Source organism: Candidatus Soleaferrea massiliensis AP7 (assembly GCF_000820765.1).
GTDB classification, from domain to species: domain Bacteria; phylum Bacillota; class Clostridia; order Oscillospirales; family Ruminococcaceae; genus Soleaferrea; species Soleaferrea massiliensis.
This window is the reverse complement of sequence record NZ_CCYH01000018.1, coordinates 134900-149119: the sequence shown is the minus strand read 5'-3', so window position 1 is coordinate 149119 and position 14220 is coordinate 134900. Positions and strand designations below refer to the sequence as shown.

The window sequence follows — 14220 nt, the reverse complement described above, 5'->3', positions numbered from 1 at the left end:
AGAAGAAAGAGGGATATTATAGGGGGATTTCAAGGGGGGCCATCTGGCTTTAAGCGGCACTGTGCATGGCCCCCCTTGAATGGCCTTTCTTGGTTACTTCTTTGGCCGGCAAAGAAGTAACTGCCACATTGCCAAGTGTCACTTGGCAAACAAAGCATGGCCGCCGCGCCATGGCGAAACAATGACCACACAGCCAAGGTGTCTTGGCAATCTAAGTAAAGCCGCCGCGCTACAGCGGAAGTAACAACCACAATGCCAAGTGTCCAACAAACACAGTAGAACCGCTGCGCCACAGCGGAACAATCCCCGCTACGCCAAGTGCCGTTTGACAAACTGAACCGCCCGCATCTCCAGCTACGGAGATGCGGGCGGTTGTTTATTTCTCAGAACGCAATTGCTGGTCAGCCATTCAGAATCTGAAGCTTGACATGCAGCAGGTCAAAGATGTTGATCCTGCCGTCATCATTTGCATCGGCAGCGACAAGCTGGCCGGATGCAAGCGGATAACTGCCGAGGATATAGCTCTTCATGATGATCAGGTCGGTAACGTTGGCGATTCCGCTGTAATCGAGGTCTCCTTTATAGCGGAATTTGATGTTATAGACCTTCTCAGAACCTGCCGCGCCGTCCTCTGCGCGGAATACAACCTTTGCGGTCGAGTTGGCATCCGCTGCCGGGATCACCGTGACGGAAGCGTTGTTGGTCGCTTCGGCAGTGATTTCCGGAAGGACGCCGCTGTCCAGATTTACCTCATAGGTATTGGTGCTTTCGTCAAAGCCTGTAAGCGCCTGTCCGCCGAGGCTGATGCCGGTCGGCTGGTAGCTGTCCTTGCCGATTGCAACCTTGCCGTAGGCTTGGATTTCGGTGAGGCCCAGAGATTTTCCGGACTGGCCGACCATGTTGACCCTGACGATGCAGGTGGAAACCGGTTCAAAGCTGATTTCGGTCATCTCACCGGTCTTCGGTGCCGGCTTCTCGCCGATATAGGTGACTTCCTGCCAGTTGGCGTCATCGTTGAACGGATGGTTTGCAATCTTCGAGATGCTGCCGCGCGGATTGTTGTAGGCGCTGCCATCCGGAAGCTCAAAGTCCATCGGGCCGACATAGTATTCAATCTTGTAGCTGGCTGGGAACTTACAGCCAGCGCTTGCGCTCGCTTCGCCCTCTGTCCAGAAACCGACTGACAGCGTATCGACGAATTTGTTGGTGACAACGCCTTCATCCGCCATGACAACGCCGACCCAGTCGCCGGAACGCGCGCTGCTCTGCCAGTTGGTCCAGACGTTCTTGCCCGCGCTGTCGCTGGTAGCAAATGAGATGATGTCGTCGTTGATCTTCGTGATCTTATCGGTCGAGGCGGAGCCGTCGTTCGTAAAGGATGCGACGGCGAACGGAAGCTCATAGCCGTTTCTCAGCTTATAATAGTTATCGCTTCTCTCCGCATCGACATCGGTCAGCCGGATGGTAGAGGTGACATCAAGGACCGTTCCGTCCGCGTCGACGGTTCCGCTGACCTTGACAATGTCGCCTTCATTTCCAGTGAACATATCCTTGCTGAGTTCATCCCAGGTGACAGGGATATTCGCAATCGAGCTGCCGTCGCTGTAGTAAACGGTGGTCGTTGCAGGCAGCTTCGGCATCACGCCGATCGGGGTGGCATCGGAGAAGCTGCCGGCCGCGACCGCGTCTTTGACCGTGACATTCGCCGTCACGCGCAGTGTCTGGTCCTCAACCGATCCCGACACCGTGAAGGTACCGTATCCGCCGTAGTTGCTCTGCGGGATGGAATCCCATACAACCGGAAGGTTTCTCGGGAAGCTGTCCTTGACATAGGCTTTGACAGTTTCCGGAAGCGCAGGCGCTTCGCCCTTCTTGCCGGTCACACTGACACGCTCATAGGACTCCACCACAATCGGCTGATCACTTTCAGTGATGGTGATCGTAAGCGGTGCGGAATCAACCGAAACGCCGCCGTAGGATGCATGCGCAACCAGCTGCATGGTACCGGCCTTCACCGCGTTGATGCGTCCATTCACGATCTCCGCAAGTCCGCCGTCCTCAGAGGTGAGGCTGTAGCTGACCTCTGCCAGCGAATTGTCCAGCACCGAGCCGTCTTCGAGCTTCAGAACGGTGCTGAAATCCGCGATGTCGTTTTCTTGAATTTCGGGGTTCTCCATGGAAACAACCGCCCCTGCAAGCCGCAGCGGGACCCTTTCGTAGCTGACCACATAGGTCGCTTCGGTCTCGCCGGATTCCGAAGTGACCCGGATCATGGTCTGTCCGTCGATGGTCATGGCCGGAATCACCATTACAGACGCGTTGTCTGCGCCGGCTGCGGTGATCTGCGGAATCTCATACGGATATTCGACCGGCAGTGTGTAGTTCATCGTATCGGCCGAGAAGCCGGAAATCGTTTCGCCGTTCACCTGCAGATCGGAAAGCTTCGCTTCATTGCTGCCTTTGGTCGGCACGCCGGTATAAACGTAAAGCTCGGAGACGCCGACCGGTTTAAACCGGTTACCAGTGACCTGGCCCTTCATCGAAACACGGATATACTTCATTTCGACCGGTGTGAAGCTGACCGGATATTCCTTTGCCCAGTCTTCCGCCACATCGCCGAAATCATCGATGTGATCCTGGTTTTCAACCGGCGTAAAGTTGACGCCGTCCATACTGGTTTCGACGATCAGTTCGCGCGGTTTTCTGGTGGCGCTGTCGGTATAGAAATGGATGCCGATCGCGCCGATGGTCGCGGCTTCTTCAAATTCAAGCTGAATCCAACTGTCCTCCGCGTTGCCGTAGCCGTTCACCCAGTTATTCCAGGACGGGGTGCGCACTACCTGTCCGTCATTGAAGTTCGAGGACATGTTGTTGGTATGGTTGGTCGTGTAATCATCGACATTGTTGTAGGAAGCGCTCGGCTTCGGATAGAGCGCCGCGCCTACCCTCGTCGCGATGTTGTTCGTGTAATCGATCTCGTCGGTCACGCGGATGACGGCCTTCGCCTTCTGGGTATAGCCCTCAACGGTGCCTTCAATGGTAAGCTGTCCCACTTCCGCTACCTGATCCGCCGTGACGGCCGGCCAGGTGACATTGGCCTCGTTCTCGCTGCCGTCGCTGTAGACGACCGTCGCTTTGGAAGGCAGTACCGGCAGCTCACCGACCGCCGTGGTGACACGGGTTTCCTTGACACCGATGACACCCACCACGATCACGCGCGCTTCCACTCTGTCGCCGTTCTCCACGGTTCCGCCAAGGGTGAAGACGCCTGGATTCTGAAGATTTTCCGGATCGACCGCATCCCAGGTGACATTCTTCTGCTGGGTGGAGCCGTCGCTGAGGATCGCTTCGACGGTGGATGGGAGAACGAGCTCCTGTCCGATGACCGCATCGATATCGCGGACATTGTAGCCGACGATGCTGTTTTCCGGTGTGTTTTCATCGATGGTGAAGACCTTGGTGCTGTCGGCTTTCAGTCCCGCGGAGGTCGCGGTCAGCGTAAAGCTGCCGGCATCCTTGGTGGACTGTACGAGTACCATCGCTTTGCCGCTGAACGCCTTTCTCTTCCAAACGCCGTCAGTATCCTTGTACCGCTCCCAGCTGGCCGCGTTGCCGTTGTCAACGCCGACAATCTTGCCGTTGCCGGTCACGTTGAAGAAGACTTCGTTGTCAGCGGTCGGCACGAGATTGCCGTCCTTGTCGGTGATGTCCACTTCAATATAGGAGATTTCAGAGCCGTCGGCCTGGATGACCTTCTTTTCCGGTACCAGCGAAACCTTTGCGGCTTCTCCGGCTGTCGTCATGGATTCACGCGCCACTTCGTTGCCATCCTTATCATAGGAAATCGCGGTCAGGGTGCCCGGGGTGAAGTCCATCTTCCATTCGAGCCAGAGTTTCCCGTCGGCGGTCTGCTGGTATTCCTTGTCGTGGTTGTCCTTGACCTCCGCGACATCCTTGTACGGGGTCACAACCTCGAAGGATTTGCGTGCGCCCACCTGCTCTCCGATGCCGTCAGAGGTGTCGGAAGCCGGCTTGAAGTAGAGTTCCACACTGCGTCCGTTGGTGTAGACGCGGACCGGGATCTGTCCGTTCGCTGCGCTCGCCTGGTTGCGCAGGGCATCGTCTTCCCAGTTCCAGTGCGGGAAGATGTGAACCATCGGGTTTTCCTCTACGCTGGTCCACTGGCTCTGATACAGGTAGAACGCATCCTTCGGCAGGCCCGCGGTATCCACGATGCCGAAATAGGAACTCTTCGGCGGGGTGGTTGTACTCTGGTTCCACGGTGTCGGCTCGCCGATATAGTCGAAGCCGGTCCACACGAACTCGCCGCCGATGAATTTGCGGCTGCGGTCGCGCAGCATCGAGTCGGTCGCGGTTCTGCCCCAGCCCACATGGTCGTTGTCGTAGGAGGACTGCTGATAATTTCTGGAAAGGTTCTTCTCTTCGTTGTAGTAGATGCCGCGGCTGCTGGTCGCGGATGCGATCTCGGAGCCGTACAGCATCCAGTCCGGTTTTTCACGATGCATCGCATCGTAGCGGTTTTCACTGTAGTTGAGTCCCGGTACGTCGACGGTGTCGAATACGCCCACCATGTTCGCATTGCCGAGATTCGAGGAGGTATCGCTCATGTTGCCGCGGAACTTGTCCTCGCCGATGGTGGTGTAGCGGGTCGTGTCGATCGATTTGACGATATTATGTAATTTTTTCGCCATGGCAAGTCCTGCTGAGGAGGATGTCGGCAGGGAGTTGGTGATCTCGTTGCCGATCGACCACATGAAGATGGACGGGGCGTTGTAGCCGCGTTTGACCATCATCTTGAGGTCGTATTCCGACCAGGTCTCGGTGCCGTTTGCGTTCGGGTCGGTGCAGGTCTGCTGGAAGAAACGTCCGTAGTCATACGGCTTCTTGCCCGACCAGGTGTCAAACGCCTCTTCAATGACCAATAAGCCCATCTCGTTGCAGATCTCGATCAGCTTGTCATCCGCCGGGTTGTGAGTGACGCGGATGGCGTTGACGCCCATGTCCTTCATGATGCGCATCTGACGCTCAATCGCGCTGCGGTTTGCTACCGCGCCCAGAGAACCCTGGTCATGGTGCATGCAGACGCCCTGCAGCTTCATCCAGTTGTCGTTCAGATAGAAGCCGTTGTCGGTCGTCATCTCAAACCAGCGGAAGCCGAAGGTCGATTCATAGGTGTCGACGACCTGTCCGCCAATCAGCACTTCGGTGAGAAGCGTGTAGAGGTTCGGATCCTTGACATCCCAAAGCTTCGGATCAATGACCGACAGATTCTGTTCGGTTTCGGTCTTGCCGTCCGCCGCGACACTGAACGCCTCGGAGCTGACGGGCTCACTTGCGGCATTGCCGTCCGCGCCGATCACGGTGGAACGGACCACAACATCCGCAGCCGCGCCGGTATCGTTCGCAACGGTGGTCTTCACATTGACCGCCGTCGGGCCGTTGCCCTTGGTATCCTTGACATCCGGCGTCGTGATCATCGTGCCATAGCGGTCCACATGGACCTTGTCGGTTACGGTCAGATGCACGTCGCGGTAGATGCCCGATCCGGAGTACCAGCGGCTGGACTGCAGCTGGTTGACCACCTTGACCGCAACCACATTTTCGGTCACGCCGTCGCAGATCACCTGATCGGTGATGTCATACGAAAACGGCATGTATCCGTTCGGATAGTTGCCAAGCCGTGTGCCGTTTACATAGGTGGTGGAGTCCATGTACACGCCGCCGAAGTCGATTGTGATGCGCTTGCCCGCCATCGATTCCGGCAGAATAAAGGTTTTGCGATACCAGCCGGTACCGCCATCCAGATAACCGCACTCGGAGGTTGCCGGCGAGGAGTAGCTGAAATCGAACTCGATGCTCCAGTCGTGCGGGAGGTTGAGGTTCCGCCAAGCGGAATCGTCGAAGCTTGTATTCTGTGCGCCCACCGGGTCGCCCAGAATGAATTTCCAGTCGTCGTTAAACAGGGTGCTTCTCTCGGAAGCTGCTTCTTCGGAAACATATTGTGCCTGTGTGTCAGAGGTTGGAGCGTCAGCCGCAAAAGCCGTGAAACCGGTGCTGGTTACCGCCATTGTCAAACTGAGCGCCAAAGCCATGATGCGCTTTTTCATTTGATCCCTCCTGTTTTTCCTTAAATTTCATTCATGTTTTTCCATGGATTTGGTAATAATCCGCTCTCCATGTGACTACATTATAACGAATTTTGACTTATAAAGCAAGAGAAATCTATAAAACGCATGAAAATTTAACGACAGAAATAACTGGCATTTTATCGCTTTATCATACTAATGCAAAAATATGCACATTTTTTCAGCATATATAGTATGTCCTTTCATTTTTCACAGTTTGTCTAAAACAATTCCGTTTTGATCCAATTTTATTTGGAAAAAACAAAAAGAATGGCTCTACACCTTAAAAAAAGCTCTTAAAAGATTTTTAACCATTGGACGGTTCTGTGAAAAATGAAAATCTGTACAACTGATGGTATTGGGTCGGCCCAATTCTCGTTGTGAGATCCCGTCCGAAAAAAAATGGCTGTAATACTGGTTATTTTAGGTTGCATCTATGATTTTTCCCCAAATGCCGCAGTGAGCTGTAAGAAGTTTCAAGAAAACCTTACCATAAAATCAAAACTGATTTTTTATACTTTTTAACATGGTACACTTGGCATAGGACCAAACGGCTCCATCTGCAGTCACTGCGTAAATCCAACAGGCAGGCGGCATGCTCATCCATGCCAAAACACCGCATCGAAAATTTTTTATCATGGACAGTACCTGACATTTTGGGACACATCATTCTTTACATGTCCAGAATCAGCAAACACGGGTTTTCTTGTCCAAAAAATTATGCCCTTTCAGGACTTTATCCGTTCTTTCTCTTCATCCTGCGTTCTTGATCATTTTTTTGAATGTTAACAACAGCACTCCGCTGCGTGCCATCTGATAAGCACATATGATTTCCGGGCTGAAGTGGATCAATCGCCTAAGTTAAAATCCAAAAAACAGGTAAGAACCGCCGCCGTCATTCATGGATTCTGGAACAAACTGAAGCGGCGCGCCTCCAAAGAAGCACGCCGCTTATTGATCCGCACATAACTGGCCTAGCTCTGGATATAGAGTACCCGCTTATCGGCCAACTTAAGATTTGGACCTCCTCATCCCACGCATCCGCCGGGAATCATGGGATCCCGCTGCTACAGAACTCAAGAACATCCGTCTGCCATGTCACTGGTACAGACGTCCTTATGCACTGGATGAGCCCATCAGCTCCTATAGCTCTGCGTCCCAAACTCATCTTTTGGCATATGCTTTGCGTATCATTTGGTCTTTTTACGTTTGGAGCAGACCACCGTCGCCGAGCTGACAAACGCCAGCGCCAGCAGCAGCATGATCGGCATGGTGTCGCCGGTGAAGACGTTGTTCTTTCCTCCGCTCGAGCTGGTCTTGCTGCTGGAGGAGTGCTTCGACGATGTGCCGGCAGTGCTGCCCGAACCGCTTTCGTCCTTGGATGGTGTGCTGACCGATGGATCGTCCTTCGATGGGGTATCGTCCGAAGCGTCGCCGGACGGGCCTGAGGGGTTGTCCTCCTTCGGTTCCAGGTCGTCCATCGCACGCTGAATACGCTGTTCCGCACGGTCGATCTTCGGCTGGTCTTCCACGCTCAGATCCTGTTCCATCAGAGAGCGGCCTTCCTGTATAGCCAGCATCAGAACCGCGGCGGACGCGTCGGTGTACTGGGACAGATCCAGGTTATCAGCCTGCTTGAGCAGTGCGTCCAGATTGGACTTGTTCGCCTTTAAGCGCAGTTCCAGAATGGCATCCAGCAATGCGTCGGTCGCGCTGTTGATCTCATCCTGGGAGACGAAGTCCCTTTCATAGACCTCCTGCGCCGTCTTGAGGGCGTTTCGGAATGCCTGCTTACCCTGTTCGACATAGTTGTCCAGGTTGTAGCTGCCAGCCTCTGTAATGGCCTCGAGAAGCAGGGTCTTGTCGCCGGTCTGCAGGCCGAGTCCATGAATCCATTTGACCAATGTGGTCCAGGCTTCCAGAATTTCCTCTCGCGTGGCTTTCGGGTTCTCATCGACGGCAATAGCCGCCGCAAGAGCTTTTTCGAAGTTTATGCGGACGTCTTCCACCACATACTGGTAGTCGTCCTTCTCCATCTGTTCCTTCGCATACTCGATCGTCCTGACCAGCAGACGCTTGTCGGGCTGCACCAGCGGTACCAGATCGTCAATCGCCTTCAGAAGGGCCGCTTCGGCCGCGTCGATTTCATCCTGCTTCAACGATTTATCATCGAGCGCGTCAAGCGCCTTCTGCAGTGCGTCGCTGAATGCCAGAACGCTCTGCTCGGTATACAGCTCAGGGTCGATCTTCTGTGCTTTCTCGACGGCGTCTTCCAGATCGCTCCAATCGATGGCCGGGGCTGGCAGAACCTTCTTGGATTCCGCCATCAGCGCATCGACATCGTCGCCGGAAACCGGCTTGAGCGTGTAGCTGTATGCATAGGTCTGGTTTGCCGGAATCTGATACTGCTCAAACGGCATTGCGCCCCAGGACTGGTCGCCGCCGAGTCCCATCTGCCGCTGGTTCAGCCGCAGCGTGATGTTCTGCGGACTCTCAAGCTGGTAAGAATGCAGCGCGTTGCTCAAATCCTCCGGAGAGTAATACAGCGCATTGAATTCGATGGTGTCCTCCGCTTTGGCCAGCAGCCCGATGCCGTCCGCATTGGTCAGGCTGACCCAGCGGGTACCGATGCGGTTTCCGGTCTCCTGCGGCTTGATGTAGTCCACAAAGAAATCCGAAACGGTGCTCTGATAGACGCCGACATCGTAGCCGGTTTGGCGGTCGATGTAGTTTTCATCCGGTCCTTTTCCGTACCAGGTAACCTGGTCAAATTCCATCGGAAGCTTCAAAAGATTTCCGACCTCCGGAATCATCGGCAGGCCTTCTCCCGGCTCCAACGAGCTTTCCACCCTGACGTCGCCGGTTCCGTAGACGGTGTACCGCTGACGGTAACTGGATTCGCTTAACGTTGGCAGCTTGGCCTCCACTGTGAAGGTCACCGCATATTTTCCGAAGCGTTCGACCTTGACATCCACGACCGCCCGGTCCTGTCCGGCATACCGCCAGGTGCTGAGCTTGGATGCGGAATAGAAGCCCAGGTCGCTGTCGGTCGGCGCCCGCCAGAAGTTCGGGGTCGGCCCCTGTTCGATCAGGTCGGTGCCCTGGTACTGGAAGCGTTCGATCGTGCCGGCTTCCTTATTAAAGGTAAGCGTAAAGTCCTCGCCTTTGACAACCGTCTGGTCTTCGGCATCGTCGACATCAAGTGCCGGGATGTCGTCCTTGTCGGTTTCCTCAGCCTCCGGCGTCTCATAGAGAACCGCAAGCTGTTCGCGCGCGACCTCATGGCCGGCCTGCGCCCAGTTCGTATCCTTTCTAAGGGTGAAACGGATATTCAGGAAGTACTCCGCGCCCGCTTTGAGCTGAGGTTTTGTAAACGGTACGGATATTTCTTTGGCGCTCAGCGGGCCGATGTCCAGCTGCTCGTCCGTGAAAGCGCCGCTTTGAATCGGCTTTCCGTCTTCCACCAGCTCCCATTCACCGTTATATTCATTGATGTTGGTGAACAGCGCCTTGTTCTGAATTTCGACGGTGCCGCCGAGAGTATCCGCTTCGTTGATGGCAATATCCTGGTAAATCTTCTTAACCTCGACCAGTTCCGGCTGTACGGTGCGGTCGGCGGAAACCAGGCCGTTTGCGCAGAAGTTCTTGTTGTTCGGGGAGTTCTGCGGCGCGTTTTCCCAGTCGCCGCCAAAGCTGAAGTAGGTTTCCTGCTCATAGGCCTTATCGGTCGTCTCGTTGAAGTCGAGCCAGAGCAGTGTGCTTTCATCCGGCTTCCGGGAAACGTCGTTCAGCTCGTCCAGCGGCAGCGCGCGTCCATAGATCCGCGCATTGTCGATGAGTCCCTTGAAAACCGCCGGGATCGCCGTGCTCTGCGCGTCGAAGGTGGAGTCGATGCCGACGCCGACCGGATCCGGTCCGCCGAGGATGCCGTTGGCGTCCTCAACCGACGCGACTTCTTTGCCGTCATAGTAAAGGCGCAGAACCGCCCCGTCGTAGCTTCCCGCTACATGGTGCCACTGGCCTGCCCAGTCCGCCGGGGTCGGGATGCTTGCGGAGATCTTGCGGCCGTTCTTGTTGTAGATGTAGAATTCCAGCGTGTCGGTGGTGCGGCGGATATACCGCTGCAGGCCGTAGGACTCGCTGCCGCGCGTGATGACCGGATCCGTGGTCGTCGAAGCCTCCGGCTTGACCCAGGCTTCAAGCGTGATCGGGTTGTTGCCTGTGATGTGTAAGGATTTGTCGTTGTAGGCGTTCGCGTAGCCGCTCATTGCGCTTCCTTCACGGCCGTCCACAAGTTCACCTTTCAAGATCACTTCGATGTCTCCGCTTCCCTCGTCGGTCAGGAGCTTGTCCACCGGCGTCGGGATCTCCAGCGACTGGTCCACCCAGTCCCAGATAAAGCCGCCCTGCAGGTTTGGAAACGCCTCATAGACATCCCAGTTCTCCTTCAGGTTGCCGATGGCGTTGCCCATCGCATGGGAGTACTCGCACTGCAGCGCCGGTTTGGTGCCGTTCATACCCCACCAGACCATCGGATTGGTGGTCGGCCCGATTTCCGGATTGTTGACGCGGCGGTACATTCTGGACCAGACGTCGACCTCTTCGAGATCGCGGTCCGCTTCGTAGTGGACCAGTCGGGTCGCATCCAGCTCATGGCAGAGCTGCGCCATCAGCTTAAAGGTTTCGCCGGTTGCGGACTCATTGCCAAGCGACCACATCAGGATGCTCGGATGTGTCTTGCTGCGTTCAATCGTGCTGCGCATCCTGTCCAGACAGGTCGGATACCAGTCCGGATTGCTGGCCGGAATTGTACGGTTGACGCCATGGGATTCCACATTCGCCTCATCGATCATGTAAAGTCCGTATTCATCGCACAGCTCGTACCATCTTGCCTCGTTTGGATAGTGCGAGTTGCGCACCGCGTTGAGGTTGTGCTGCTTCATCAGCAGAATGTCCTGAATCATGCTTTCCTCGGTGATGTGACGGCCGGTTGACGGCATGGTTTCATGCCGATTGACGCCGCGGAACATGATCGGCTGGCCGTTGATCAGGACCTGGGACTGGTTGGTGCCGCGTCCGACCACCTCGACCTTGCGGAAGCCGACATTGCAGCCGGCGGTTTCGACTATGCCGCCCTGCGGATCCTTCAGCGCCAGGACCAGCTGGTAAAGATTCGGCTTTTCCGCCGACCATTTCGCCGGATTCTCCACCGGCGTGGACATCTCGACGGTCGTTTCCGGGCCGTCGAACGATACTGCCTGCGACAGCGGCTCTGAAAAGACCTCTTCTCCATCGGCGTCAAAAAGTCTGGCTTCGACCCGGTAGCCCTCAACCGCCGCATCGTCATAGCTGCGGACCGTGGCGTCCCAATGGAAAACGGCGTCTTCATAGTTCTCATCCAGCTCGGTTGTGTAATTGAAGTCAAACAGGGACGCCCGCTTGTCCTTTGCAAACAGGAACACATCCCGGAAGATACCGGACAGGCGGATGAAGTCCTGGTCTTCGAGATAGCTTCCGTCCGACCAGCGGAACACCTGCACCGAGATGTTGTTCTCCTCGCCCGGTGCTCTCAGGTAAGGGGTGAGGTCGAATTCCGCCGCGGTGTAGCTGTCCTCGCTGTAGCCGACATATTCCCCGTTGACCCATACATAAAAGGCGGATTCGACACCCTGGAATGAGACGAACACCTGCTTGCCGTCCCAGTTCCGCGGAGTTGTGAAGGTGCGGCGGTAGGAGCCGACCGGATTGTAGATGATTGGAGCATACGGCGGGGTCGGATTCTCGACGCCCTTCCACGGAAGCTCGGTGTCGGTGTACTTCGGCACATCGTAGCCCTCGGTCTGCCAGTTGCGCGGCACCGTGATGTCATCCCAGCCGCTCACGTCGTAGTCATCCCGGAAGAATTCCCGATTCCGTTTGGTCGGGCTCTCGACCCACTCGAACTTCCAGGTCCCGTTTAAAAGCTGATAGTTTTGTGATGCCGTTTTATCGCGGGTCAATGCCTCCTCGACCGTATTGAAGGGAATAAAACTGGTATGCGCGTCCTCTCTGTTGACCTGAAATACGGTCGGGTTGTTGTCCCATTCCACGCCTTCCTCCCGGACAATTCCATCATCGGCCGCAAAGCTGCCGAACGGAATAGTGGTTAAAACCAGTGCCAGTGCCAGTAATCCTGTGAACCATCTCTTTTTTTTCATTTTTGATCCCTCATTTTCTCTCATATTACTCCGACTTGCATCTGCTGAAACGTTTGCGGATGCCATTGTTACGCAGAATCCATATTTCCGTCAAAATTCCGGCCAGCGGGCGGACACACTGCCTCATTTTGTATCCGCGACGATGGATGCTGCATATCACGTATCCTGCGGTACTTTTCCTCCTTTCCACCCAAGCCTGTTTATTGGCCGCAGGTTTTGTTTCGTTCGCTGCGAATACACGGGATCCGCGGGCGTTTACACAGGCACGTTGATGGACATCATATGATAAGATCGACAGCAAGTCTGAGATTAACAAAATTCTACCATATATTTTCTGGCAATTCAAGTATTTTTCGAAACTATATTAATATTTTATATTTAATATATACATTTAATCAATAATTGTGCGAATTGAACACCTTTGACCGTACACAATTTATCTTATTTACATCCAACATTTACAGCAAACTCTTTGCACCGTATGGCAGAATTCCCTGGCTTGAAATACACTTCGGCAGATACTTTGCACCGTGGGAAAGCAATGCGCAAACCGCATCGTAACGCCCCTAAAGCCACATGCCGACTGGCCGGAATGCCACCGCAGGGCCAGCCTGCCTGCGCATCACGCCGCCGCTGTGTGCTGGCAGAACCCTTTCCTGCCAGTTTACCCTGTACTTTATAGGTTGTATGACGAGCGGGAATCATCCTGATGCACCCAAAATAATTTCCATAAATGTATATTCTCATGATAACTACCAAAACTATCACTGAAATAAATTTTAGGAGGTTTGGTACTCATGACAACCAAAGAGTTATTGTATGTAGAAGACGCACTGGGCCATGCAACGTACTTTCAGACCAAGTGCAAAGAAACCGCCGGCCAGATTCAGGATATGGAGCTGAAAAACTGCGTTGAGCAGATGGCGCAGAAACATCAGCAGATTTTCCAGAGCTTTTACGGATTACTCGGATAATAGAAGGAGATGTGAATAATGGACGATAAGAATCTGATGGAAAATATTCTTCTTTTGGAAAAAGGCGTTTGCGACCTGTTTATGCACGGAACCATCGAATCCCCCACAGACAATGTGCACCAGGCATTCAGCACCGCTCTGAATGACGCATTGTGCATGCAGGATACCCTTTACGACAAGATGGCTGCCAAAGGCTGGTATCCCACTGAACAGGTGGAACAGAACAAGGTGAATTCCTTAAAACAGAAATTCATGGCACAGAGCGCCCAGTAAGCCGAAACCCAAAAGCAGCGCAGGTCCGATGCTCATCGGACCTGCGCTGCTTTTATGATATCATGGAACCGCACTGCAGAAGCCGTTTCATTTTTTGTATGCCCTTCTTCTGCGATTCGACGATGGCCCGAACGATCGGATGAAGCTCCGGGCAGATATGATAGCGAAGTATGTTTTGAGACATACGAATGGCGCCCTCATGGTGGGGGATCATTTCATGCATAAAGCTGGCGTTGATATTATTTGTGGTACAGGCATTCAGCATTTGTGTGAACATCGTCTGCGTAATGCGCTGGAATTCCTTATCATAAAGACACAGATCCTGCTGCGAATTTTTCAGGCCGGCGCATCGCGTAAGGATGCCCTGCATATCCGCGATGCTCTTCGTCTGTTCATCTATGATACCCAAAGCAATATTCTGCAGCGGGACAAAGGTCGTATATTGCAAAAGATTGCGCGACATTTCAATGGCCGCTTTGTGATGCGGAATCATCTGTACAATAAAGTTGTGCGAAAGGCTGTCTGTAAGCCGGACCTCCGTCATGCCCGCAATCATTTCATTCAGGATTTCATAATAACGGCAGAGATAGGTCTTTGTAACTTCACTGAATCTTTGCTGACTGAACATTT

General features: G+C 54.2%; 5 protein-coding genes. 2 read left to right on the top strand and 3 right to left on the bottom strand.

Annotated elements, in window-relative coordinates; translation table 11 throughout:
* Window positions 1-401 precede the first annotated feature (401 nt).
* On the bottom strand, window positions 402-6128 hold the full coding sequence (locus tag BN348_RS04160) for an Ig-like domain-containing protein (RefSeq protein ID WP_052446697.1): 5727 nt from the start codon (window positions 6126-6128) through the stop codon (window positions 402-404).
* Between the two features lie 1208 nt (window positions 6129-7336).
* Window positions 7337-12343 carry a glycoside hydrolase family 2 TIM barrel-domain containing protein gene (locus BN348_RS04155; protein ID WP_052446696.1) on the bottom strand — a complete coding sequence of 1669 codons (5007 nt, stop codon included), beginning with the start codon at window positions 12341-12343 and terminating at the stop codon, window positions 7337-7339.
* 797 nt (window positions 12344-13140) lie between these two features.
* On the opposite strand from BN348_RS04155, the gene BN348_RS14035 reads away from it, so the two are divergent.
* Entirely contained in the window at window positions 13141-13317 is a 177-nt protein-coding gene (locus BN348_RS14035) for a hypothetical protein (protein ID WP_197068276.1), read from the top strand.
* A gap of 18 nt (window positions 13318-13335) precedes the next feature.
* Entirely contained in the window at window positions 13336-13590 is a 255-nt protein-coding gene (locus tag BN348_RS04150) for a spore coat protein (RefSeq protein WP_040196402.1), read from the top strand.
* A gap of 52 nt (window positions 13591-13642) precedes the next feature.
* On the opposite strand, the gene BN348_RS04145 is transcribed toward BN348_RS04150, so the two are convergent.
* A complete protein-coding gene (locus BN348_RS04145) occupies window positions 13643-14218 on the bottom strand; it encodes a DUF305 domain-containing protein (RefSeq protein ID WP_040196401.1) in 576 nt (191 codons plus the stop codon).
* Window positions 14219-14220: the final 2 nt, after the last annotated feature.